We start from the raw sequence: 24345 nt of genomic DNA on the forward strand, positions 1-24345 counted from the left end.
AATATTCGGTATCAACAAACTTGGCACACTATTGAGTTCTCAAACAACAAACACTCTCGACACCACAACCACCACAAACTCGGTGACTGCTTCGCTCCGGAGCAACTTTTCTAGCCTACCATCATGTCAACCAAAGTCAACTCGATGTTTCCAGCTTGTTCACCCCGCTGTTTCCTGCAGGCCTTTTCGGCCCGTCCGGATCAGCGGCGCGAGATAAAACTCTACACGGATTCCCACCAGACGCAAAATCGGAAAGCGTGTCGGATTTTGGTCTAAAATCTCATGCTGACTTGGGTGTATCAGTTCCGGGTACAACAAAACCACCAAAAAAGTGTGCTGCTTCACATCATTTTTGGTGGTTTCGTGTAGTTCGCCGGTATTGCAGCTCTACTGCGCCAGCTCGATCACGGCCATGTTCTTCTTGCCGCGTCGAACGATGGCATAGCGCCCGTGCAGGAAGTCGGCCACGCTGAGTACGGTGTCGATGCCTTCAACCTTTTCGTTGTTCACATAGGCTCCGCCCTCGCTCACTGTGCGACGAGCCTCCGACTGCGACTTGCTCAAGCCCGATGAATGCAGCACATTCAGGATGCCCAGATCGCCGGCCTCAACCTTGGCGGTTGGAAGCTCGGCGATGACCGATTCCAAGGTAGGCAAGTCGATCGCGCCCAGATCGCCATTGCCGAATACCGCGGCCGAAGCCGCGATCACCTGCTCGGTGGCCTGCTCCCCATGGACCAGGGACGTCACTTCCCAGGCCAAGGTGCGCTGGGCAACGCGCTTGAATGGCCGCTCGGCAACTTCGGCCTCAAGCTCGGCGATCTGCTCGCGGGTCAAGAAGGTGAAGACCTTCAAGCGGTCGATCACATCGGCGTCAGCGGTGTTCAACCAGAACTGGTAGAAGGTGTATGGGCTGCACATTTCTGCATCCAGCCAGATGGCGTTGCCTTCGGACTTGCCGAATTTGGTGCCGTCCGAGTTGGTGATCAGCGGGGTGCCGTAGGCGTGCACCGAATTGCCCTGAACCTTGCGGATCAAATCGGTGCCGCTGGTCAGGTTGCCCCACTGGTCCGAGCCGCCGGTCTGCAGAGTGCAGCCGTACTGGCGGTTCAGCTCCAGGAAGTCGTAGCCCTGCAGGACCTGGTAGGAGAATTCGGTGTAGCTGATGCCCTCGTCGGAGTTCAGGCGCGCGGCAACGATCTCCTTCTTGACCATGGTGCCCACACGGAAGTACTTGCCCACGTCGCGCAGGAAGTCCAGCGCGGAAAGCTGCTGGGTCCAGTCCAGGTTGTTCACCAGCTGTACCGCGTTCTCCCCCTCGGCGGAGAGGAAGCGGGAAACCTGGGCCTGGAGCTTGGCGACCCATTCGGTCACGGTCTCCTTGGTGTTCAAGGTGCGCTCCGCGGTTTGGCGCGGATCGCCGATCAGGCCGGTGGAACCGCCGACCAAGGCCAGCGGCTTGTGGCCGGCCAGCTGCAGGCGGCGCATGTTCAGCAGCTGCACCAGGTTGCCCAGGTGCAGGGAAGGCGCAGTGGGGTCGAACCCGCAATAGTAGGTCACAGTCTCTTCGGACAGGGCGCGTTCCAGCTCGGTCTCATCGGTGGATACGTGCACCAGGCCGCGCCACTTCAGTTCCTGCCAGACGTTCTGAAAAGATGCGTCGTTGCTCTGACCCGCAATCACGGGATTCTGCTTGGTATCAGACATGCTCACTGTGACCATTTTCTGTCTTCGTTCTGCCCCTGTTGCGCGTGAAGATCTCACGCGGTTCTGCTTCTGCGCCGCGAGTTGGGGTTGCCGTCTCGGCGCGCAGTTCCCAGATTATCGCTTGGCCATGGACAAGTGCCAGTTGCCGGTCCCCGCCCTTGGTCACATCTGCTCGCGCCTAGTCCAATCCCTCGGGAAGCGGCTGGCTATGCACCAGATGCAGGCGCTGGGTGGTGCGGGTCATCGCCACATACAAATCCCCCACGCCGCCATCGACTTCGGCAACCAGCTGCGCGGGTTCCAGGATCAGCACGCCATCGAATTCCAGGCCCTTGGACTCCCGCGCGGTAATCACCACAATGTCCTGGCTCAATCCGCCCGATCCGGTGCCCACCCGATCGCCATGGACTTCCCTCACCGCAGAACGGATCCTGCCAAGGTCCTGCTGCGGAACGATGACCGCCTGCAGGCCGCCAGCGGAATAGGCCAGCTCCTGGGCGAGCGCCTCGAGAACCGCTGCGTCCAGGTGCTCCTGCGTGGTTTTGGTGATCACCGGTGGCCAGTCGCCCTCGCGCACAGCCTGCGGAGTGGTGATGCGCAAGCCCGCGGCCTGGGCCACGCGCACAGCGGCATCGGCAATCTGTGCCGGGGTGCGGTAGTTGACCGTCAGTTCCTCAAGGTCGAACCGCTCCCCGAAGAATGGCTTGAGCGCCTGGGACCAGCTGTTGGCGCCCGAAGCCGCCGAGGTCTGCGCGATATCGCCCACGATGGTGAAGGACTTCATCGGGCAGCGGCGCACCAGCAGGCGCCACTGCATCGGCGAAAGCTCCTGTGCCTCGTCAACGACGATATGCCCATAGGCCCAGGTGCGATCGGCCACCGCGCGCTCGGCTGCGGAGAGCTTCGCTGCGGTTTCCTGGTTCACCCCGGCCACCTGTTCGGCAGTGATCACGCCATCGATGCCGGCGTTTTCCAGCATGGTGTGCATATTGGTCAACGCGGCCTTGGCGTTTTCGACATCCGCCTCATACTGCGCGGTGTGGGCGGCCGCGTTCGGGTCCGCAAAGTCGCCGAGCAGCTGCGCGGCCTCATCCAGCAGCGGCACATCGGCCTCGGTGAACGGTGAGTTGGCGCGGCGGTACAGGGCGTCGCGCTCGGCCTCCTTCAGGTGAGGCGCGGCGGCGGCGAGCAGGTGCGGGGTGGCAAGAAGCTCGGCCACCAGCTGCTGCGGGGTCATCGGCATCCAGCACAGGTTCAGCGCCACGCGCACATCGTGCGATTCGCGCACTTCCTGGGGCAGGTAGGAGCGGTCGGTGGTCGAGGACTGCCCGGCCGATTCCTCCAGCTTTCGGCGCAGCTGCTCGGCCAGGTCGCCCACCAGCACCTTCACGAAGGTTTCGCGGGCCTCGTTGTAGGGCTTGTGGGTGTGGCGGGCGCGTTCGCGCGCGTTGCGGACCATCTTCGGGGTCAATGTCAGGCGGGTGCCTTCCACTACCACGGTGCGGTCAGCGGGAATCAGGCGCTGGCGGTTGCGCACGGCGTTGGCGATGACCTTGGCCATCGAAATCTGGCCCTTGAGCCGGGCGACGGTGCGGTTGGTTTCGGGCACCGCATGCAGGCCATGGTACAGATCGCCCACCGAGGACATCACCACGCCGGTCTCGCCCAGCGAGGGCAGAACGCGCTCGATGTAGCGCATGAAGGAATTCGACGGGCCGACGATCAGCACGCCGGCGTTCTTGAGCCGTTCGCGGTATTCGTAGAGCAGGAAGGCAGCACGGTGCAGGGCCACCGCGGTCTTGCCGGTGCCCGGACCGCCCTGGACCACCACCGCGCCGGGCAGCTGCGCGCGGATGATCGCGTCCTGCTCGGCCTGGATGGTGCCGACAATATCGCCCATGCGGCCGGTGCGCTTTTCGCGCAGGGCAGCCATCAGCGCGCCCTCGCCGTGATGGGTATGCCCCTCATCCAGCCAGGTCTCGTCGAGCACGTCGTCTTCGATCCCGGCCACGGTCCTGCCCTTGAGCATCAGGTGGCGGCGGCGGCGCACCCCGCGCGGGTTCAGCGCGGTGGCCTGGTAGAAGGGGGCGGCCTCGGAAGCGCGCCAGTCGATCATCAGCCGGTTCAGCTCTTCATCGGACAGGCCGATGCGCCCGATGTAGCGCGGGCCCTGTTCCTGCTCCTGGTCTTTCATGTCCAGCCGCCCGAAAACCAGCCGGTCCTGGACCGCGTCCAGCTGGGCGATCCGGTCCTCGTACAAGGTAGCGAAGGAGTCGCGCTCGGACATGTTCTGGAAGGTTCCAACGGCTCCCTGGGCCCGGGTGCGCTCAAGCTGCTCGACCTTTTCGGCGCGCAGTTCGTCGAGCCGCCCATACAAGCGGCCCACATACTCGGATTCAGCCAACAAGTCGCGTTCGATCGTCTCGGTCAACCTGGTTCCCCTCGCGCTCACAATCTGCATCCTGCGCAAAATCACAGGACAGATAATGATACGCGCCTTTAATCGCTGGCCGGTAATCCTCCGGACGGGCTGATGCGGCCCCTGGGCCATGTGGCGCCAGATGTCCGCCTGCTGCTCGCTGCCTTGGCCGGCCGGCTGTTCGCCAGCGGCGTGAAACACTGCGCAGTATTACCGCGATCGGCCGTGAAATCAGGAGTGGACGACCTGCAGGGAATGCACTGTGTGGCCTTCCAGCTTTCCGCGGCCGTTCAAGCCATCCAGTTCCAGCACCACGCCGACTCCGGCGACCACGGCACCGGTTTTTTCAATCAAGCGCACCGAGGAGCCGACCGTGCCGCCGGTGGCGAGCACATCGTCGAGGATCAGCACGCGGGTGCCCGGCGCGATCTCGTCCTTGTGCACTTCCAGGCAGCTGGTGCCGTATTCCAGCGTGTACTCGTCGCGGTAGACCTCGCGCGGCAGCTTGCCGGCCTTGCGGATCGTGAGCATGCCCTTGCCCGAGGCATAGGCGGCTGCCGCGGCCAGCACAAAACCGCGTGCCTCAAGGCCAGCGACAATGTCGAACTGCCCTTCAAAGGGGGCGATCAGCTCGTCAACCATGCGGCGCAAGCCCACCGGATCGGCGAAAACGGGAGTCAGGTCCTTGAAGGAGATCCCGGGCTGCGGATAGTCGGGGACAATCTTGCTCAGTCGGTCCAGCAGGTCGCTAATGCTCTCAGAAGTAGTCACGCCTAGCAATTTTAGTCCTTCTGCCCGCCCGATGATGCGCCAGGATGCATAATCATGAGCACATTGTGGCCGCTGCCCATGCAATGGCGCGGTTAACGTTCCATCAATCGGTCGCTGGGCCACGGCAGCAATTGCGGATCGGCAGCCCCGTCGGCGGCGGCCGTGACACGGATGGAACCAGGAATTTCGCGGCCGGCAAGCCACGCCGCCAGGTCGAAATCGGTGCCGGACAGCACCCACGACTTCTCGCCTTGCCCCAAGACCATGCGGGCCTTGCCATGCGGCTGGAGGACCAGTCGCGTTCCTTGCGGCACGCGGGCCACCAGCGCCCTGAATAAATGGGCGCAGAATTCTGCCGGCCAGGTGGCCGGGGGCCGGATTGCCCGATCAAGGTCCGTGGCGTGGATCAGCATCTCCCGCCACGTTGCGTACATCATGTCTGCGACCTGCGCCCCGGGACGATATCCGACGCCCGCTTCCCACTTCTGCTCGGCCTGCGGCAAGGACGCACGCAGTTGGGCCAGCGCTTCAAGGGCCAATGCCTGCAAGGATTCGGGGCGCATCAGCGCGGTCATGTTGATGGCCTCGATCCGCCCTTCGGCTCCCCCGTCGTACATTGGCGGCAAATCCTCGGTGCCGGCACGCTCAAACTGGCGCACCGCCGCTTTGGCCAGGGAAGCCAAATGGGCGATCAGCTGCGCGGTGCTCCAGCCCGGCAGCGAACTCGGTTTGGCGTAGTCGGCGGCCGGGACCCCGCGCAATTGATCGGCCAGTTCGTCCAATGCGGAGGTGACTTGTGCGATAAGGTCGGCGGGAGCCAAAAGTTGTGCCATAGCACACACTTTAGCGCGGGTTGCGGGTTAACGCGCAAGCGGCCACCGCGCGGAGCATTCCGCATGGTGGCCGCCGCAAGCGGGCAGGCCGCGTGGCTGGATCCTAGCTAGCCCACGCCTTGATTTCCGCCAGCTGGCGTTCGAATTCCACCAGCTGGGCCGCAACGGCGCTCGGCGCGGTGCCGCCCTGGCCGTTGCGCGCGTTCAGCGAGCCTTCGGTGGAGAGGACTTCGCGGACCTGCGGGGTCAGGTGCTCGGAAATGCCGGCGTATTCCTCGTCGGTCAGATCCCACAATTCCACGCCTCGCGATTCGGCCAGCTGCACCGCGGCGCCGGAGAGCTCGTGCGCATCACGGAAAGGCACGCCCTGGCGGACCAGCCATTCGGCAATATCGGTGGCCAGCGCGAAGCCCTGCGGCGCCAATTCGGCCATGCGCTCGGTGTTGAAGGTCAACGTGCCCATCATGCCGGCGACGGCCGGGAGCAGGATTTCCAAGGTATCCGCGGCGTCGAATACCGGTTCCTTGTCCTCCTGCAGGTCGCGGTTGTAGGCCAGCGGCAGCGCCTTGAGGGTGGCCAGCAGGCCGGTGAGATCGCCGATCAGGCGCCCGGCCTTGCCGCGGGCCAGCTCGGCGATATCCGGGTTCTTCTTCTGCGGCATGATCGAGGAGCCGGTGGAGAAGGAATCGTGCAGCTTCACGAAGCTGAATTCCTTGGTGGCCCAGAGGATCACTTCCTCCGAAACGCGGGAGAGATCGACGCCGATCATCGCGGCGATCCAGGAGAATTCGGCAAAAACGTCACGGGCGGCGGTGCCATCAATCGAGTTGTGCACCGCAGAGTCGAAGCCGAGCTCGGCCGCGACGAAGTTCGGATCCAAGCCCAGGGTCTGGCCGGCCAGCGCACCAGAGCCATAGGGGGAAACCGCAGCGCGCTTGTCCCAATCGGCCAGGCGCTGCACGTCGCGCAGCAGCGGCCAGGAGTAGGCCAGCAGCAGGTGCGAAAGCAGGATCGGCTGCGCGTGCTGCAAGTGGGTGCGCCCCGGCATCGGCGCATACGGGTGGGCCTTGGCCTGTTCGACCATGGCATCGAGGGTGTCGATCACGCCGCGGGCAATGATGCGTGCGTGATCCCGCAGGAACATCCGGCCCAGGGTCGCGATCTGGTCATTGCGCGAGCGCCCGGCGCGCAGCTTGCCGCCGAGCTGGGTGCCCGCGCGCTCGAGCAATCCGCGCTCGAGGGACCCGTGCACGTCTTCGTCGGATTCCGCGGCGACGTAGGCCTCGGATTTAACATCTGCTTCCAGCTGGTCCAGGGCGGCGATCATGTCGATCAGCTCGGCATCGGTGAGCAGGCCGGCGCGATTGAGCACCTTGGCGTGGGCACGCGAACCGGCAATGTCATAGCTGGCCAGGCGCCAGTCGAAATGGGTTGACTTGCTCAGCGCGGCCATTGCGTCCGCAGGGCCGCCGGAGAAGCGGCCGCCCCAGAGCGATCCTTCATTTGTTGACGAGGCCATGGCCCGTTCCTTTCTGCCGGTGAAAATTGCACTGCACACCACTCTAGCAAAGTTTTATGCAATGTTGCTCATAAATATTCATTGCGTCGGGGATTCATGCATTTTTCGCCGTCGCCCGACACGCAGAAAACTCGATGTTTAACCTCTTCCAGTCCACAGCGCCCGGGCGTAAGGTGTTGCCATAACCGAATCGGAACTATCTTCGGAGGTACGAAATGGAAATCCAGTTGTACCGTGGTGACATCACCACCCTGCACGTTGATGCCATTGTGAACGCAGCCAACCCTTCACTTCTAGGTGGTGGCGGAGTTGATGGAGCAATTCATGAAGCTGCCGGCCCCAGCCTGCTGGCTGCCTGCCGAGAAGTCCGCGCACAGCGCTACCCCGACGGAATCCCTTCAGGAATCGCCGTGGCCACGAAGGCCGGAGATCTTGATGCGAAGTGGGTCATCCACACGGCCGCGCCGAATTTGGCGCTGATCAAGCCCAACCCAAAAATTTTGAACGATTGCTTCGTGAACTCGCTCTATGTGGCAGCACGCCACGATGCCCACTCAATCGCCTTCCCTGCCATCGGCGCCGGGGCCTTCGGCTGGGAGCCACAGCAGGTGGCAGACATCGCCCATGAAGCCATCGATCGCTGGATCGATACCAACAAGCACATCTCGCCGATCCACAAGATTGTGCTGGTGGCGCATACCGATGAAGTCCAGGCCGCTTTCGAGCGGGCCTTCGACCTCGACGCCGTCCAGGAACTGGCAGCCTGATCCCCGCAACGATCCTGGCAGAGCACTGCCGCGTCCTTCCTTAGCGAAGGGCGCGGCAGTGCTCATGTCCGGGGTGGTGGAAGCGCGCCTGGTCAGGTGCGCGCAAAATAGCTATTGCGCCGCGGCTGCTGTTCGGGATCCTGATGCCTGGGCAGGATGACGTAGGGCAAGCCCTTGATCTTCACCAGCCGCAAATACCCGCTGTGGACCATGACGTGATGGGTTGAGCAAAGTGGACAGCAATCTTGCAGCCGGGTATGCCCGCCTTTGGACCACGGCTTGAAATGGTGGAATTCCAGCAATGCCGGTTCGACCGTGCACCCAGGCACCAGGCATCCGCCATCGCGGTCACGAGCGGCAAGCTTCATCCACCGCGGGAAGAGCCGGGCATCGCGGCCGATGTCCATGATCACCCCGTCGGCGTTGTAGATCGGGCTCAGCACCTTCGCTTCGCACAGCATGGTGCGCAATTCGGGCGCGGAAAGCTTCACGCCGTGGGCGGTGATTCCGTGCAGCGAGGCCAGATCGTTGAGATCCTCATAGCTGGCGTGCACGACGATTTCCGGGGTGATGCGCTTGGTGCTGTTTTCAGGGTCGATATTGCGCAGCACAGCATTCAGGGCGTTGAGCCTTCGCTCCGGGATGGTGCAGGAACCGGGCATTGCCGGCGCGGCGGCACCGGGTGCTGTGCGATCGGGCGGATCGGCGTCGCTGGGCAGGGAATCTTCGCCGCGAGCCCATTCAGGCAGCGGATCATCGCTGTGCCAGAGCTCGTCGGGTCCTTCACTGGGCGGTTCGCCGGGCGGTTCGCCGGGTAGTTCGCCGGGCAGTTCGCCGGCGGGCTGTTCATCGATCGGGGTTCCTTGTTCCGGGGATTCTTCGTGCGAGGTTGCTTCTTCCAGCGGCCCAGAATTCCCGGATCGCTCGGACTGCTCGGGCTGATCGGACTGCTCGGATCGCTCGGACTGCTCTGGCTGCTCGGGCCGGGGTTGTTCGGACGCCTGGCGGGCGGCGGCTCCAGCCTGGGTGCGCTTATTGTCGGCCTGCGCGATCAGCGAGATCCACAGCTCGGCATCCAAGGCGCACACTCGGACAATGAATTCATGCACGCCATTGACGACCCTGCCGCGGAAGAGGCCCAGCGGCGGAGTGCGGGTCTGCGCATGGGCGTCCTTGTACTCCTTGATGAGCGTCGCCAAGTGCTTCTGCCGGGTGCGCATCGGAAATTCGGCCAGCAGCGCGCTGGCATGCTCCTCTAAGAGCGCGCCGTCGGGCGCGGTGGCGGTGGCCGAGGTGGGGATGCCGTCGAAGGTGGTGTCCTCGGGTTCGAACTTATCCAGCGCCCGGGCGGTCTTGAGCACTTCGCGCGGATCGCGCAGGTGATGCAGATCAGGCGGCGACCAGGGCGAAGACGCGTTGGAGGACGCGGCAAGCGGATCCGAAGCGGTGGCGAAATGCTCGGCCAGAAGGGTGAAGCGCGGTGCGCAGGCGGCTCCGGTCAACTCGCGCCGGGCATGCACCAGATGCGCGTCGTCCACCCGGCGGGAAGCCTCGAAGTAGTTCAGGTCGAGCAGGTTGGCCAGCAGGTTTGCGGCGTCCTGGTAGACCGTGCGTCCGGCGGCAAAGCGCGGTTCGGCGCTGAAGTCGGTGCGGCCGGCGCACAGATCGTCGAATTCCTGGAGATTTAGGGCATGGGCGGCGGTGGTTTCCACGAGGCTGGCCGCGATGATATTCGAGCGGGTGGCCTGGCGGCTGAAGCCTTCGGCAAACTGGGCATAGGCCACGGCGGCGCGCGGGTCAGCCAGCTGTTCGGCCTGGCGGGAAAGGCGGGCCATCAGCTTCAGGCACAGGGATTGGGCCTGTAGCAATTGCGGCGCGCCCAGCAGCTGCTCATCGTCCCCCTGATCGGCCATCTGGTCGGCCAGCGCGGTGAGCGTGCGCGAGAGCTGTTGCATTTCCATGCATCGATGCTCCGGCGGCGGGCACGGATTAAGCAGCACGCCGCCGCGCACTGTGGATAAGTGCGCGGCGGCGTGGCGTGCTCAAGGGGCGCGGCTAGCGCGGTTCGGCCAGCTGCAGGAAGCGGGCGGCCACCTCGGCTCCCCCGTCGATATCCCGGGTGGTGACCATGATGGTGTCATCCCCGGCGATGCAGCCCAGGATCGAGGGCATCTGCGAGTGGTCGATGGCCAAGGCCAAAAGGTTCGCGGCCCCCGGCGGGGTGCGCAGCACCACGATGTTCCCGGAGGCTTCGGCGGTTACCAGCTGCTCGGCGCAGATCTTGGCCAGGCGCGCGTCGAGCACTTCCTGGGTGATGGCGGTCTGCGGGGAACGGTCCCCGCCTTCCTGGCGCACGGCGTAGATCAGCTGGCCGGAGTGGTCGCGGATGCGCACCGCGCCGATCTCCACCAGGTCGCGCGAGAGCGTGGCCTGGGTGACCTCCAGCCCGTCGTCCTTGAGCAGCCCGAGCAGCTCGGCCTGGGATTTGACCGAATTGTTGCCCAGAAAGGCGCGGATGCGGGCCTGCCGGGCGGTTTTGGTGCTTGGCTGGGCGGACATCCTAGAGCTCCACTCGCGAGTCTTCGGCCAGGCCCGAGGCAACCATCAGCCAGGCCATCACGGCCTTCTGGGCGTGCACCCGGTTTTCCGCCTCGTCGAAGACCACCGACTGCGGGCCGTCGATCACCTCGGCGTCGATTTCGTAGCCGCGGTAGGCCGGCAGGCAGTGCAGCACGATGGCGTCGTCCTTGGCCAGCTTCATCGCCGCGGTGCTCACCGAATAGTCGGTGAACAGCTTCAGCCGCGCTTCCTTCTCATCCTCCTGGCCCATGGATACCCAGGTGTCGGTGACCACCACGTCGGCGTCTTCCAGCGCGGCGGCGGCATCGGTGGTGATCGTGACCGATCCCCCGGTCAGCGCGGCGCGCTCCTGTGCGGCGGCGATGATCGACGCGGAAGGCAGGTAGCCCTCGGGGCCGGCGATGCGCACGTGCATGCCGGCGGTGACCCCGGCCAGAAGGTAGGAGTTGGCCATGTTGTTCGCCGCATCGCCCAGGTAGCTCATGATCAGGCCCGCGGTTTTTCCCTTGTGCTCGCGCACGGTGAGCAGGTCGGCAATCAGCTGGCAGGGGTGGTAGTCGTCGGACAGCGCGTTGATCACCGGCACCGAGGAATTCGCTGCCATTTCCTCCAGCCCGGACTGGGCATAGGTGCGCCAGACGATGGTGGAGACCATGCGCTCGAGCACCTTGGCGGAGTCGGCGATGGATTCCTTGTGGCCCAGCTGGGATTCGCCGGAGTTGATAATCAGCGGGGATCCGCCCAGCTCGGCGATGCCGGCGTGGAAGGAGACCCGGGTGCGCGTGGAGGTCTTGTCGAAGAAGACCGCGACGGTCTGCGGGCCGGCGTAGGGCTGGTAGCCGTACTTGTCGGCCTTCATTGCCGCGGCCAGATCGAGCACCTTGGACTGCTCGTCGGGGGTGAAATCCAGGTCGGTCAGGAAGTGGCGGGTGGCGCTCATGGGTGGTGCTCCTTTGATGCTGGGGGCCGCAATGGGCGGGGCGAAGTTCTAGGCGGAGGCGATCAGCTGCGGCAGGGCGGCCAGGAAGCTGCCCAATTGCTCTTGGGTGATCACCAGTGGCGGGGCCAGGCGGATGGTGGAATCATCGGTGGCGTTGATGATGAATCCGGCCTCCAGCGCCACGGCGACCAGCTTCGGGGCATTGGCCTGGGCCAGCTCGAAGGCGGTGAGCATGCCTGCCCCGCGCACCGCGCTGATCCCGGGCACCGCCGCGAGCTGTTCGCGCAGCCAGTGGCCGTTGGACCGGACCTGGACCAGCAGGTTCTGGGATTCGATGGTGTGGATGACCGCCAGGCCGGCGGCGCAGGCCACCGGGTTCCCGCCGAAGGTGGTTCCGTGGTCCCCCGGGGTCAGCCAGGCGGTGTTCTCCTGGCCGAAGACGATCATCGCGCCGATCGGGAAGCCTCCGCCCAGCCCCTTGGCCAGGGTCATGACATCCGGGATCACCGGCGCCGAGGCGAAGAAGGAGCCGGTGCGGCCCATGCCGGTCTGCACCTCGTCGAAAACCAGCAGGGCGCCGGCTTCGCGGGTGATGTCGCGGGCGGCCTGCAGGTACTGCGCGGAGAGCATCTTCACCCCTGCTTCGCCCTGGATCGGCTCGATGAACACCGCGGATACGGTCTCGTCCACCGCGGCGCGCAGCGCATCGATGTCCCCGGCGGGGATCCAGGTGACATTCCCGGGCAGCGGGGCGAAGGGCGCGCGGTACTTTTCCTTGTAGGTCAGCGACAGCGCGCCCAGGGTGCGGCCGTGGAAGGCCTGTTCCAGGGCGATCACGCGGGTGCGCGGGGCCTCTTCGGTGCCGGCGTTGCGCCGGGTCAGCTTCAGCGCTGCCTCGTTGGCCTCGGTGCCGGAGTTGGCGAAGAAGACCTTGGAGCCGGCCGGAGCGGCAGAAATTTCCAGCAGCTTTTCGGCCAGGGCGATCTGGCTCGGGGAGGTGAAGAAGTTCGACACGTGCCCCAAGGTGGCCAGCTGGCTGGCGATCACACTGGTGAGCAGCGGATTGGCGTGGCCCAGGGTGTTGACCGCGATGCCGCCGAGCAGATCCAGGTACTGGTTGCCGTCGGCATCCCAGACATGGCAGCCGGCCCCGCGCACGAGCACGCGCTGCGGGGCGCCGAAGACCCCCAGCAGGGATTGCTGGTAGCGCTCGGCGAGCACCGAGGAGGAGAGCTGGGCCAGCTCCTGCACCTGGTCGGTGGCCAGTTCGATGGTCTTGGGAGTGTGCGCTGTCTGCTCGCTCACTTGCCCTCCTTCAGGTTGGTGTGGGAGGCCGGGAGCACCTGGGTGCCCACGCCGGCGGTGGTGAAGATTTCCAGCAGCATCGAGTGCGGGGCCCGGCCATCGACGATGTGGGCCTGGCCCACGCCTTCGTCGACCGCCTTGAGGCAGGCGCCCATCTTGGGGATCATGCCCGATTCGAGGCTGGGCAGCATGCCGCGCAGCTCGTCGTTGGTGATCGAGCTGATCAGCGAGGACTTGTCCGGCCAGGCCGCGTACAAGCCCTCCACGTCGGTGAGGATCACCAGCTTGGTGGCGCCCAGCGCGCTGGCCAGGGCGGCCGCGGCGGTGTCCGCGTTGACGTTGAGCACCGCGCCGGTCGGATCGCCCTGCGCGTCGAATTCCGGGGCGACGGTGGAGATGACCGGGATCATCCCGGCGTCCACCAGCGAGTCCACCTGGTCGGTGCGCACCCGGGTGACCTCGCCGACCAGTCCCAGGTCCACCGGCAGCCCGTCGACCACGGTGCCGGTGCGGATCGCCTGCAAGGTGGCCCCGTCCTCCCCGGACATGCCCACCGAGTAGGGGCCGTGCGAGTTGATCAGGCCGACCAGGTCGCGCTGCACCTGCCCGGTGAGCACCATCCGCACCACATCCATGGCTTCGGGGGTGGTCACGCGCAGCCCGCCGCGGAACTCGGATTCGATGCCCAAGGTGTCGAGCATCTTGTTGATCTGCGGGCCGCCGCCGTGCACCACCACCGGGTTGACCCCGGCATGGCGCAGGAACACGATGTCCTCGGCGAAGGCGCGGCGCAGCTCGTCATTAACCATGGCATTGCCGCCGTACTTGATGACCATGGTGGTTCCGGCAAAGCGCTGGATCCAGGGCAGCGCCTCGATCAGGGCTTCGGCTTTGGACTGGGCGATATCCAGGTTGGTGCGGGCGGTGTGGGCCATGGGTGATTCCTCGGGTGCAGCCTAGCTGGAGTAGGCGGAATTTTCGTGGACGTAGTCGTGGGTCAGGTCGTTGGTCAGCACGGTGGCTTCCTCGGTGCCGGCGTTCAGGTCGATCTCGATCGAGACATTGCGCTCCTCGAGCGAGACCAGGTTGCGGTCTTCGCCGACCCCGCCGTTCTTGCAGACCATGACGCCGTTGATCGCGACGTTGAGCTCATCGGGCTCGAAGGCGGCCTTGGTGGTGCCGACCTCGGAGAGCACCCGGCCCCAGTTCGGGTCCTTGCCGAAGACCGCAGTCTTGACCAGGTTGGAGCGCGAGACGGCCTTGGACACTTCCAGGGCGTCGGCCTCGGTAGCGGCGTTGTAGGTGCGGATCGCGATGGTGTGGTCCGCTCCCTCGGCATCCTCGATCAGCTTCGCGGCCAGCTCGCAGCAGGCGTCGGTCAGCGCGCCGGTGAACTCGGCGATGTCCGGGGTGGTGCCCGAAGCGCCGGAGGCCAGCAGGAGCACGGTGTCATTGGTGGACATGCAGCCATCGGAGTCCGCGCGGTCGAAGCTCATCGCGGTGGCGACGCGCAGCGCGGTGTCGGCCTGGGCGCTGGTGAGCACCGCGTCGGTGGTGAGCACCACGAGCATCGTGGCCAGCGCCGGGGCGAGCATGCCCGCGCCCTTGGCCATGCCGCCGATGGTGATCTGGGCCGAGCCGGCCGCGCCCACCACGCGGGAAACCAGCTTGGGCACGGTATCGGTGGTCATGATGCCGGCGGCGGCCTCGTCAGCGGCGGCCTGGCCGCTGGCCAGCGCCTTCGCGGCGGCTTCGATGCCGGGCAGCAGCTTGTCCATGGGCAGCTGCACGCCGATCAGCCCGGTGGAGGCCACGGCCACGTCCCCGGCGGAGACATCGAGCAGCCCGGCCGCGTATTCGGCGCTCTGGTGGGTGTTGCCGAAGCCTTCGGCACCGGTGCAGGCGTTGGCACCGCCCGAGTTCAGCAGGACCGCGTCGATGCGGCCATCGGCCAGCACCTGCTTGGACCAGTGCACCGGGGCGGCGGCCACGCGGTTGGAGGTGAAGACTCCGGCGGCGGTGAACTGGGGCCCGAGGTTCTTGACCAGAACCACGTCGTTCTTGCCGGTGGACTTCAGCCCGGCTGGCACGCCGGCGGCGCTGAAACCGGCTGGCGCGGTGACACCCGTGGTGGCTGCCGATGGGTGGGTGCTGGTGTAGGCGAGACTCACGGTGCGACTCCTTGCATGAGCAATCCGGTATTTTCTTCCAGGCCGAGCGCGATGTTCATCGACTGGACCGCGGCACCTGCGGTGCCCTTGGTGAGGTTATCCAGGGCGGCGGTGACGATGACGCGGTTGGCGTGCTCGTCGAAGGCCAGCTGCAGCTGGACGTGGTTGGAGCCCTGGACCGCACCGGTGGTCGGCCATTGGCCCTCGGGCAGCAGGTGCACGAACTGCTCGTTCGCGTAGGCCTGTTCCCAGGCGGCGCGCAGGGCCCCGGCGCTCACCCCGGGCTTGGCCTTGGCGGTGGCGGTGGTCAGGATGCCGCGCGGCATGGGGGCCAGGGTGGGGGTGAAGGACACGGTGACCGGCTGGCCGGCGAGCTTGGAGAAGCCCTGCTCCATTTCCGGGATGTGCCGGTGGATGCCGCCCACGCCGTAGGTGCTCATCGAGCCCATGACTTCGCTGCCCAGCAGGTTCGGCTTCAGCGACTTGCCGGCCCCCGAGGTGCCCGAGGCGGAAACGATGACCACGTCGTCTGCTTCCAGCAGCCCGGCGGCAAAGCCCGGGGCCAGAGCCAGCTGAGCGCCGGTGGGATAGCAGCCGGGCACGGCTACGCGGCGGGTGCCCACGAGCTTTTCGCGCTGGCCCGGGAGCTCTGGAAGGCCGTAGGGCCAGAAGCCGGCATGTTCTGAACCGTAGAATTTTTCCCAGGCGGCTGCGGATTCGAGCCGGTGGTCCGCACCGGCGTCGATGACCAGGGTGTTTTCCGGCAGGGCGGCGGCGACGGCTGCCGAGGCACCGTGCGGCAGGGCCAGGAACACGACGTCGTGCCCGGCAAGGTTCTCCACCGTGGTGTCCACCAGGACGCGGTCGGCGAGCGCATGCAGGTGCGGCGCGATGGAACCGAGCCGCTGCCCGGCTTGGGAGTGCGCGGTGATCGCGCCAATCTCTACTTCTGGATGGGCTGCAAGGATGCGAAGGACCTCACCGCCGGCGTATCCGCTGGCGCCGGAGACAGCTACTGAAATCGTCATGACCAGATTCTATCGCGAAATATTCATGTGCGCTAATAAATATTCATAAAATACTTCGTCACGTAACCCGACATCCACCAAGTCCTGTCCCCACCATGGCGGGCAAAGTCCTAAACTGGCCGTAGAGGCCCGCCGGAACACCCCGCAGACACCGCGTATTTCAGGAGCACCGCATAATGCAGCAACAAGCCATCGTGGTCAACGAACCCACCGACGCCACCGGATTGCAGCTAACCCGAATCCCCGTCCCCGACCCAGGCCCCGGACAGCTGCTGGTCAAGGTCGCAGCCACCGGCGTCAACTTCATCGAAACCTACCAGCGCAGCGGCGTCTACAGCGTCGACTACCCGTTTGTGCCGGGGTCCGAGTTCTCCGGAGTGGTGGAGCAGATCGGCCAGGGCGTCCAGAACTTCAAGCCGGGCGATCGCGTAGCCACCGCCTCAGGGGTGGCCGGATACTCGAACTATGCCGTGGTCGATGCCGAGCTGACCGCCAAGGTCCCGGACTCGGTGGACCTGCATATCGCTGCCGCCCTGCCCCTGCAGGGCATGACCGCCCATTACCTGGTCCACTCCAGCTACATGGTGCACAACGGCGATGTCATCCTCACCTATGCCGGCGCCGGTGGTGTGGGGCTGATCCTCACCCAGTTGCTCAAGCTCAAGGGCGCCACCGTGATCACCACCGCCTCCAGCCAGGAGAAGAAGGATCTGGCCAAGGCCGCCGGAGCCGACTACGTGGTCGACTACAACCAGGTCGCCGAAACGGTCGAGAAGGTCACCGGGGGCAAAGGCGTGAACGCGGTCTATGACGGCATCGGCAAGGACACCTTCGACACCTCCTTGGCAGCACTGCGCCGGCGCGGCACTTTGGTGCTTTTTGGCGGCGCCAGCGGGCAGGTCCCTGATTTCAACCTGCAGCGCCTGAACGCTGGAGGATCGCTGACCGTGACCCGCCCCAAGCTCGCCGATTTCCTGACCTCGGAGCAGGAAATGCACTGGCGCTTCGGCGATATGGTCGGCTGGGTGGCCACCGGCAAGATCGATGTGCGCATCGGAGCCCAGTACCCGCTGGCCGAGGCGGGCGCAGCACATGCGGCGCTGGAATCGCGGGCCACCACCGGCAAGGTCATCCTGCTGCCGTAGCTACCAGTTTTGGGCCCGGGGAACAACATTGTGGCCAGCGCCCCGGGCCCACGGCGTAGCAGTCGCGAAATCAGTGAGACTTAGCCGACAGTTCAGCCGAACCAGCCGCACCCGTTCATCCACTGCCCCTTAAGATGGGCACTGGATCTCCCGATCCGCCCCTCCAGCATCCATATCCTTTGTGGGACGCTCTCCCCCAGCGCCCCGATTCCATTTACGCAGTTAAATGAGAAGGGATGGATCCGTTCATCATGGACAACGATCAAGCTACGGCGCCGGATCAAGAAATCTATGCTCCGCAGTTTCCTTCCGGTGCCCTGGCCCCGGCTCCTCGAACCCTTTTGGACATCCTGCAGGCCACCGCCCGGGCATACCCCGACGCCCCCGCCATTGATGACGGGGAGCGCACCGAAAGCTACGCCGAGCTCATCGAGGAGGTCAAGGCCAAGGCCCGCCGCTTGCATGAGCAGGGGCTGGGCGCCGGCGACCGCATTGGCGTGCGCGTCGAATCCGGCACCCGCCACCTCTACGAATGGATCCTGGCGATCCTCTGGGTGGGCGCCGCCTACGTTCCGGTGGATGCCGATGACCCCGACGAGCGGGCCAAAACCGTCTTCACCGAAGCCCAGGTGGCCGGAATCATCAAGGGCACCGGCACCATCGTGGCCGAGGCCGGGCGGCCCAAGCCATACGTCGCGCCACGGATGCCGGGGCTGGAGGATGACGCCTGGATCATTTTCACCTCGGGATCCACCGGAAAGCCCAAGGGCGTCGCTGTATCCCATCGTTCTGCGGCAGCCTTCGTTGATGCCGAAGCGCAGATGTTCCTGGCCGCCGACCCGCTGAACACCACCGACCGCGTGCTCGCCGGGCTGTCGGTCGCCTTCGACGCCTCCTGCGAGGAAATGTGGATCGCCTGGCGCAACGGCGCCTGCCTGGTGCCCGCCCCGCGCGCCCTGGTGCGCAGCGGCATGGACCTTGGGCCTTGGCTGATTTCCCGCTCCATCACCGCGGTCTCCACCGTCCCCACCTTGGCGGCGCTGTGGCCAGCCCAGGCCCTGGACTCGGTGCGCCTGCTGATTTTTGGCGGCGAAGCCTGCCCGCCCGAACTCGCCGGCCGCCTGGCGACCGAGGGCCGCGAGGTCTGGAATACCTACGGCCCCACCGAAGCGACCGTGGTGGCCTGCGGTGCCACCATGGACGGCAGCCTGCCGGTGCGCATCGGCCTGCCGCTGGCCGGCTGGGACCTGGCAGTGGTCGACCCCCAGGGCATTCCGGTGGCCGAGGGCGATTCGGGCGAGCTGATCATTGGCGGCGTGGGCCTGGCCCGCTACCTGGATCCCGAAAAGGACGCGGAAAAGTACGCCCCCATGCCCACCCTGGGCTGGGAGCGCGCCTATCGCTCCGGCGATATGGTCGTCAACGACCCGCTGGGGCTGATTTTCATCGGGCGCGTTGACGACCAGGTGAAAATCGGCGGCCGGCGCATCGAGCTGGGCGAAATCGATGCGGCCCTGAACTCCTTGGCAGGAGTATCCTCGGCGGCGGTGGCGGTGCGGGAAACCGCCACCGGCAACAAGGTCCTTGTCGGATACCTGCAAGCTCCCGAGGGCTATGACCTGCAGGCGGCCCGCAGCGCGCTTTTGGATGACCTGCCTGCGCCCATGGTGCCGATCCTGGCCGTCATGGACAGCCTGCCGATGAAGACCAGCGGCAAGGTCGACCGCAACGCCCTGCCGTGGCCATTGCCCGGAGAAGAAAACACCGGGGCTGCCGGCGAAGCTCCTCAGCTGGATGAAGCCGGCAGCTTCATTGCCGAGGCCTGGCAGGGCGCCTTGGGCACCCCGGTTTCCGGCCTTGACTCGGACTTCTTTGCCGCCGGCGGCGGATCGCTCTCGGCGGCCCAATTGGTCTCCGCCCTGCGCTTTCGCTACCCCGATCTAACGGTCGCAGAACTCTACAACTACCCGCGGTTCGGCGCCCTGGCGGAGTATCTCGGCGGGCAGCAGGCCGCCAGCGAGCCGGTGGAGCCCCGCACCGTGGCCCGCACCAGGCGCAGCACCCAGCTGGCGCAAACCCTCGCGGCCTTCCCGCTGTTCATCCTCTCCGGCCTGCGCTGGTTCACCTATGTGGCGATCGGGCACCTGGCGCTGGCGGCCCTGGGCGTATTCGACGCCCCGCTGCCCGTGCCCTGGTACGCGGTCGCTGCGCTATGGCTGGTCTTCGTCACCCCGGCCGGGCGGATGTCGCTGTCCATCCTGGCCAATAAGCTGCTGCTGCGCGGGCTGGAGCCGGGCATCTACCCGCGTTCGGGATCCGTGCACCTGCGGCTGTGGCTGGCCCAGCAAGTGGCCGATGTGGTCGATCCGATCTCGCTGTCCAGCGCCCCCCTGCTGCCGTGGTACGCCCGGATGCTCGGCGCAAAAATCGACCGCACCGCAACCTTGCACACCCTGCCCCCGGTGACCGGAATGCTCGCCGTGGGCCCCGGGGCCACCATCGAACCGGAAGTGGATGTCAGCGGCTACTGGATCGATGGCGACAAGCTGCATGTCGGGGCCATCGAGATCGGCGCCCATGCCTCCATCGGCGCGCGCAGCACCCTGATGCCTGGTGCCGCCATCGGCGATCATTGCATCGTCGACGCCGGTTCGGCCGTCTATGGGCACACCCGCGCGAACTCGCGCTACGCCGGCTCCCCGGCCACCCGCCAGTCCAAGGCCAAGCCCAAATGGCCCGAGGCCCAGCCGGTGTACCGCGCAGCGCCGCGCCTGCTCGCCGGCATCGCATCCCTGCTGCTCAACCTGTGGCAGTGGATCCCGGTGGCCATTGCCCTGCTGGCCATCACCCCGATCCTGCGGCCGGCCGATTCGCTGGCCGGGATCGGGTGGAGCTTCATCCCGGCCGTCCTCGTGGCGGCGCTGGCCTGGTTCCTGTCGAGCATGGCCTTGACCATCGCCGTGGTTCGCCTGCTGTCCATCGGCCTGGTTGAAGGCTGGCATCCGGTCACCTCGCGCGTGGGATGGCAGGCCTGGGCGACCGAACGGGTCCTGGATACCGCCCGCGACCAGCTCTTCCCGCTCTATGCTTCGCTGTTCACCCCGATCTGGCTGCGCCTGCTGGGGGCCAAGGTGGGACGTGATGTGGAAATTTCCACCGTGCTGCTGATCCCGAAGATGACCACCATCTCCTCCGGCGCCTTCCTGGCCGACGACACCATGGTGGCCTCCTATGAACTCGGTGGCGGATGGATGCATATCGCCCCTGTGCGCGTGGGCAAGAAGGCCTTCCTGGGCAACTCCGGCATCCTGCATGCCGGGCGCCGGGTGCCCAAGCGTTCGCTGATTGCGGTGCTCTCGGCCACGCCGAAGAAGATGAAGGCCGGTACATCGTGGATCGGTTCCCCGCCGAACAAGCTGCGCCGCACCACGGTGGAAGCCGAGTCGGAGCGCACCTACCGGCCAGCCCTGAAATTGAAGATCATGCGTTCCTTCTGGGAGCTGGCCCGGTCACTGGCGGTCTTCACTACCGTGGCCATCGCCGGTGGCGTGCTGTGGGCGCTGGCGGCTTTGGCCACCCATGCCGGAGTCTGGGCGGGCATCTTGCTCTCCGGCGCGGTGCTGGTGCTCGCCGGCGCAGTGGCCGCGGCGATCGCGGTCGCCGCCAAGTGGCTGGTGGTTGGCGCGATCCGCCCCGGCGAGCACACCCTGTGGAGCTCCTTCATCTGGCGCACCGAAATGGTCGATTCCTTCACCGAGCTGGTGTGCGCCCAATGGTTCGCCCGCCTCGCTTCGGGGACCCCGGCCCTGGTGTGGTTCCTGCGTGCCCAGGGCGCGAAGATCGGCCACGGCGTGTGGTGCGAAAGCTACTGGCTGCCCGAAGCCGATCTGGTGACCCTTCAGGACCATTCCACGGTCAACCGCGGCTCGGTGCTGCAGACCCACCTCTTCCACGACCGCATCATGTCCATTGACGCGGTCACCCTGGGTGCCGGAGCAACTCTCGGGCCGCACAGCGTGATCTTGCCGGCCGCGCAGATCTCCGAGGGCACCACCACCGGTCCAGCCAGCCTGGTCCTGCGCGGCGAGGTTCTGCCCGCCAATACCTACTGGCGGGGCAATCCGGCAGTACGCTGGAACATCAACCCGGATACGCACCTTCCACAGCCCGCCACACAGGAAGCCTGAGGCAACACACCGATGCACCATCGCATATTGGATGAGTACACCAAGCACCACGGCTCCCCGGACTACACCGTGGAGCACTACGACGTGAACCTCGTGGTGAAGCTGGCCAGCAACCACCTCGATGGCCGGGCGATGCTGCGCATCCGCGCCCTTGAGGACCTCAACGAGATCGCGCTGAACCTCAATGGGCTCAAGATCATCAAGGCCACCTGCCAGGGGCGCAAAGTCTCCGTGGCCAAGAAGCACCACCGCGTCGTGGTCTCGACCCCGAATCGGGTCAAGGCCGGCGAGCATATCGAGCTGAACCTGCGCTATGGCGGCAACCCCGCGGTGGATAACGGGCCTTGGGGCGAAGTCGGCTGGGAAGAGCTGACCGATGGCATTCTCGTTTCCGGCCAGCCGGTCGGGGCTTCCACCTGGTTCCCCTGCAATGACCACCCCAGCCACAAGTCCTCGTACCGCTTCGAGGTGTCCACCGACGCCGGATACCGGGTCGTTGCCAATGGCGATTTGCTCTCCCAGCGCCGTTCGGCCAGCCGCTCCACCTGGATCTATGAACAGCGTGAACCGATGGCGACCTATCTGGCCACCTTGCAGATCGGGCGCTATGCCGAAATCGCTTTTGACCGCGGGCACCATCTGCTGGCCTACTCGGTACCGGGCAACGACTTGGCGGTGCGTGGCGCCTTTGCCAAGCAGGGGCAGATGGCCGAGATCTTTGAACGCAAATTCGGCCCGTACCCCTTTGAGAATTACAAGATCGTGGTGGTCGACGACGAACTGGAAATTCCGCTGGAAGCCCAGGGCATGAGCATCTTCGGGCGCAACCACCTGTCCCTGGACTGGGAGGCACAGCGGCTGATCGCCCACGAGTTCGCGCACCAATGGTTCGGCAACTCGCTGACACCTGCTGGGTGGAAGGACATCTGGCTGAACGAAGGGTTCGCGTGTTTCAGCGAGTGGGTCTACTCGGAACACTGTGGCGCCATGCCGATGGAACAGCGTGCCCGGGCCGCCTGGGAGAAGCTCAATGCCATCCCCCAGGATCTGCTGATCGGGGATCCCGGCCCGGAGGACATGTTTGACGATCGCGTCTACAAGCGCGGTGCGCTGGCCCTCTACGCGTTGCTCAAGGAGCTGGGCGATGAAGCGTTCTACGAGATGCTGCGCGATTGGACGGGCACCTATCAGCATGGAAGTGTCGATGCGAAAAAGTTCGGCAAGCACCTGAAAAAGCATGCGCCCGGCATTGAAACTGATCAAATTCTGCACAATTGGCTTTCCGAACTCCAGCTGCCGCCCTTCCCTAGCTGAACGCCGGGCCCGCCGGTGTCCTCGTTCAATTCCGATTCATTGGCTGTTCATCCACTGAATCTAGGCTTGCCACCATGAGCGTAGAAATCCCCCTGCTTGATGATGCTTTCCGCGGCTACTCGGTGCTCGACGATGATGATGACGATCCATTGTTGTTGCGCGCCGATGGCAGCGTGGTCGATACCTGGCGCGAGGACTACCCTTACGAAGAAAAACTCGACCGCGAAACCTACGAGCTCGAAAAGCGTGCCCTGCAGCTTGAGCTGCTCAAGCTTCAAAAATGGGCCAAGGCCCATGGCCGGCGCATCATGATTGTTTTTGAAGGCCGCGATGCCGCAGGCAAAGGCGGAACGATCAAGAGATTCACCGAGCACCTGAATCCTCGTGGCGCCCGCGTCGTGGCCCTGGAAAAACCCAGCGACCGCGAATCCACGCAGTGGTACTACCAGCGCTACGTGCAGCATTTCCCGTCCGCCGGGGAAATCGTGCTGTTTGACCGCTCCTGGTACAACCGGGCCGGTGTGGAACGCGTCATGGGATTTTGCACGCCAGCCCAAGCGGGCCATTTCCTCGATCAGGCGCCCCTGTTTGAACAACTCGTGGTGGACGAAGGCATTGATCTGGTGAAGTTCTGGTTTTCCGTCTCCGCCAGCGAGCAGCTCACCCGATTCACCATTCGCCGCCTTGATCCCGTGCGCCAGTGGAAGCTCTCCCCATGGATCTTGAATCCCTGGACAAATGGGACAAGTACACGGAAGCAAAGAAGGAAATGTTCCTCAAGACGGACACCGACCACGCTCCGTGGACGGTAGTGAAGTCCAATGACAAGAAGCGCGCACGGCTTGCGGCCATGCGCCATGTGCTGAACCGCTTTGATTACGCGGGCAAGGACCATGAGCTGGTCGGATCACCCAACCCGCAGATCGTGGGCCGTGCAGCCAACGTCATCACCCACGGCGAAGAATTCTAGGTCCTTGCAAAATGCTGCCGAACGGCAATCGCGGTAGCCAGCAATCCGTGCCCCACCCGATCCTCGGCCGTCCATTGCCCGGAAACCGCGGACAGGTCTGTGCCCTGGTGCAAGGTCCCGGACTGCAGGAGTCGGGCGGTGAAGGCCCCGGGCCGCTGGCCCACAGTGATCTCGCATTCAAGGAAATCCAGCCATCGCCGTGCCATCGGAAACCAGGTCTTGAAGACGCTTTCCTTGGCGCTGAAAATCAGCCTGTCCCAGGCGATGCCAGGTTCCACGGTGGACAGCCGCTCTACAGCCTCTTGCTCAGCTGGCAGCAGGAGAATATCCACGGTGCCTGGCGGCAGGGCCAAATGCGGCTCGGCGTCAATGCCGATCCCGCTCCACTGATCCGAACTTGCCACGGCAGCGGCCCGCAGCCCTTCGCAGTGCGTCATGCTTCCCACCACACCCCGGGGCCAGACCGGCGCCCGGTGCTCATCAGGCACCAGAACATGTCCGCCGTGGCCCAGTTTTGCGAGCGCTTGCCGGGCACAAATGCGCACCGTGCGAAATTCTTGCTGGCGGGATTCGACCGCGTTGGCCACGTAGATCTCCTCGGCCCGGTATCGAGGTCCCTCGTCCAGCTCTGAACGGGTTTCTGCCACGTGTACTGACGCGGGCAGCAGCTTGTTGAAAATGCGCATCAA

Annotated in this window: 17 protein-coding genes and 1 pseudogene; 5 read left to right on the forward strand and 13 right to left on the reverse strand. The window is 65.2% G+C overall.

Annotated elements, in window-relative coordinates; translation table 11 throughout:
• Nucleotides 1-387 precede the first annotated feature (387 nt).
• From tyrS to argH, 5 genes are all read right to left on the reverse strand, one after another.
• Complete coding sequence (gene tyrS / locus H6F58_RS03640) at nt 388-1707, reverse strand: tyrosine--tRNA ligase (protein WP_206693478.1); 1320 nt, start codon at nt 1705-1707, stop codon at nt 388-390.
• A gap of 178 nt (nt 1708-1885) precedes the next feature.
• Complete coding sequence (locus H6F58_RS03645; protein WP_195181128.1) at nt 1886-4168, reverse strand: AAA family ATPase; 2283 nt, start codon at nt 4166-4168, stop codon at nt 1886-1888.
• A gap of 189 nt (nt 4169-4357) precedes the next feature.
• A complete protein-coding gene (locus tag H6F58_RS03650; protein WP_060701176.1) occupies nt 4358-4906 on the reverse strand; it encodes an adenine phosphoribosyltransferase in 549 nt (182 codons plus the stop codon).
• Nucleotides 4907-4989: 83 nt separating this feature from the next.
• On the reverse strand, nt 4990-5730 hold the full coding sequence (locus tag H6F58_RS03655; protein ID WP_146278095.1) for a maleylpyruvate isomerase family mycothiol-dependent enzyme: 741 nt from the start codon (nt 5728-5730) through the stop codon (nt 4990-4992).
• Between the two features lie 103 nt (nt 5731-5833).
• Complete coding sequence (gene argH, locus H6F58_RS03660; protein ID WP_146278094.1) at nt 5834-7249, reverse strand: argininosuccinate lyase; 1416 nt, start codon at nt 7247-7249, stop codon at nt 5834-5836.
• Nucleotides 7250-7464: 215 nt separating this feature from the next.
• Between argH and H6F58_RS03665 the strand changes: the two genes are divergently transcribed.
• A complete protein-coding gene (locus H6F58_RS03665; protein WP_146278093.1) occupies nt 7465-8016 on the forward strand; it encodes a macro domain-containing protein in 552 nt (183 codons plus the stop codon).
• A 92-nt stretch (nt 8017-8108) separates the two neighbouring features.
• On the opposite strand, the gene H6F58_RS03670 is transcribed toward H6F58_RS03665, so the two are convergent.
• The 7 genes from H6F58_RS03670 to argC all read right to left on the reverse strand — a co-directional run bounded on the left by H6F58_RS03670 (nt 8109) and on the right by argC (nt 16040).
• Entirely contained in the window at nt 8109-9977 is a 1869-nt protein-coding gene (locus H6F58_RS03670) for an HNH endonuclease signature motif containing protein (RefSeq protein ID WP_146278092.1), read from the reverse strand.
• 94 nt (nt 9978-10071) lie between these two features.
• The gene (locus H6F58_RS03675; RefSeq protein WP_060701171.1) at nt 10072-10575 is read right to left on the reverse strand and encodes an arginine repressor; all 504 of its coding nucleotides are present in this window, start codon (nt 10573-10575) and stop codon (nt 10072-10074) included.
• A gap of 1 nt (nt 10576) precedes the next feature.
• Nucleotides 10577-11536: an ornithine carbamoyltransferase gene (argF, locus tag H6F58_RS03680; RefSeq protein ID WP_060701170.1), complete on the reverse strand. Its 960-nt coding sequence runs from the start codon at nt 11534-11536 to the stop codon at nt 10577-10579.
• A 48-nt stretch (nt 11537-11584) separates the two neighbouring features.
• Nucleotides 11585-12787: an acetylornithine transaminase gene (locus H6F58_RS03685; RefSeq protein WP_261383034.1), complete on the reverse strand. Its 1203-nt coding sequence runs from the start codon at nt 12785-12787 to the stop codon at nt 11585-11587.
• A gap of 50 nt (nt 12788-12837) precedes the next feature.
• The gene (gene argB / locus H6F58_RS03690; RefSeq protein ID WP_146278091.1) at nt 12838-13776 is read right to left on the reverse strand and encodes an acetylglutamate kinase; all 939 of its coding nucleotides are present in this window, start codon (nt 13774-13776) and stop codon (nt 12838-12840) included.
• A 21-nt stretch (nt 13777-13797) separates the two neighbouring features.
• Nucleotides 13798-15012 (reverse strand): bifunctional glutamate N-acetyltransferase/amino-acid acetyltransferase ArgJ, encoded by a 1215-nt coding sequence (gene argJ / locus H6F58_RS03695; protein WP_195181129.1) that lies wholly within the window; start codon nt 15010-15012, stop codon nt 13798-13800.
• Entirely contained in the window at nt 15009-16040 is a 1032-nt protein-coding gene (gene argC / locus H6F58_RS03700; protein ID WP_146278089.1) for an N-acetyl-gamma-glutamyl-phosphate reductase, read from the reverse strand. Before argC ends, argJ begins: the two co-directional genes overlap by 4 nt.
• 176 nt (nt 16041-16216) lie before the next feature.
• Here argC and H6F58_RS03705 point away from each other — a divergent pair, with 176 nt between their 5' ends.
• From H6F58_RS03705 to ppk2, 4 genes and pseudogenes are all read left to right on the forward strand, one after another.
• Entirely contained in the window at nt 16217-17185 is a 969-nt protein-coding gene (locus H6F58_RS03705) for a quinone oxidoreductase (protein ID WP_146278088.1), read from the forward strand.
• Nucleotides 17186-17436: 251 nt separating this feature from the next.
• Complete coding sequence (locus H6F58_RS03710; protein ID WP_195181130.1) at nt 17437-21372, forward strand: Pls/PosA family non-ribosomal peptide synthetase; 3936 nt, start codon at nt 17437-17439, stop codon at nt 21370-21372.
• Between the two features lie 12 nt (nt 21373-21384).
• Nucleotides 21385-22686, forward strand: coding sequence for a M1 family metallopeptidase (locus H6F58_RS03715; protein ID WP_195181131.1), 1302 nt, complete (start codon nt 21385-21387; stop codon nt 22684-22686).
• A gap of 74 nt (nt 22687-22760) precedes the next feature.
• A pseudogene (gene ppk2 / locus H6F58_RS03720) lies at nt 22761-23656 on the forward strand (polyphosphate kinase 2).
• On the opposite strand, the gene H6F58_RS03725 reads toward ppk2, so the two are convergent.
• Nucleotides 23653-24342, reverse strand: a complete 690-nt coding sequence (locus tag H6F58_RS03725; protein WP_195181132.1) for a 4'-phosphopantetheinyl transferase superfamily protein — start codon at nt 24340-24342, stop codon at nt 23653-23655. The pseudogene ppk2 and the gene H6F58_RS03725 sit on opposite strands and share 4 nt — an antisense overlap.
• Nucleotides 24343-24345 lie beyond the last annotated feature (3 nt).

This window comes from Glutamicibacter sp. FBE19, from assembly GCF_015524875.1.
Taxonomy (GTDB): domain Bacteria; phylum Actinomycetota; class Actinomycetes; order Actinomycetales; family Micrococcaceae; genus Glutamicibacter; species Glutamicibacter halophytocola.

Bases quoted from the DNA above. Each gene is read 5' to 3' on its own strand.
- H6F58_RS03665 (WP_146278093.1), top strand. From the start codon at position 7,465: ATGGAAATCCAGTTGTACCGTGGTGACATCACCACCCTGCACGTTGAT.
- tyrS (WP_206693478.1), bottom strand. From the start codon at position 1,707: ATGTCTGATACCAAGCAGAATCCCGTGATTGCGGGTCAGAGCAACGAC.
- H6F58_RS03645 (WP_195181128.1), bottom strand. From the start codon at position 4,168: ATGCAGATTGTGAGCGCGAGGGGAACCAGGTTGACCGAGACGATCGAA.
- H6F58_RS03670 (WP_146278092.1), bottom strand. From the start codon at position 9,977: ATGGAAATGCAACAGCTCTCGCGCACGCTCACCGCGCTGGCCGACCAG.
- argC (WP_146278089.1), bottom strand. From the start codon at position 16,040: ATGACGATTTCAGTAGCTGTCTCCGGCGCCAGCGGATACGCCGGCGGT.
- H6F58_RS03715 (WP_195181131.1), top strand. From the start codon at position 21,385: ATGCACCATCGCATATTGGATGAGTACACCAAGCACCACGGCTCCCCG.
- H6F58_RS03725 (WP_195181132.1), bottom strand. From the start codon at position 24,342: ATGCGCATTTTCAACAAGCTGCTGCCCGCGTCAGTACACGTGGCAGAA.
- H6F58_RS03675 (WP_060701171.1), bottom strand. From the start codon at position 10,575: ATGTCCGCCCAGCCAAGCACCAAAACCGCCCGGCAGGCCCGCATCCGC.
- H6F58_RS03705 (WP_146278088.1), top strand. From the start codon at position 16,217: ATGCAGCAACAAGCCATCGTGGTCAACGAACCCACCGACGCCACCGGA.
- H6F58_RS03710 (WP_195181130.1), top strand. From the start codon at position 17,437: ATGGACAACGATCAAGCTACGGCGCCGGATCAAGAAATCTATGCTCCG.
- H6F58_RS03655 (WP_146278095.1), bottom strand. From the start codon at position 5,730: ATGGCACAACTTTTGGCTCCCGCCGACCTTATCGCACAAGTCACCTCC.
- argH (WP_146278094.1), bottom strand. From the start codon at position 7,249: ATGGCCTCGTCAACAAATGAAGGATCGCTCTGGGGCGGCCGCTTCTCC.
- argB (WP_146278091.1), bottom strand. From the start codon at position 13,776: ATGGCCCACACCGCCCGCACCAACCTGGATATCGCCCAGTCCAAAGCC.
- argF (WP_060701170.1), bottom strand. From the start codon at position 11,536: ATGAGCGCCACCCGCCACTTCCTGACCGACCTGGATTTCACCCCCGAC.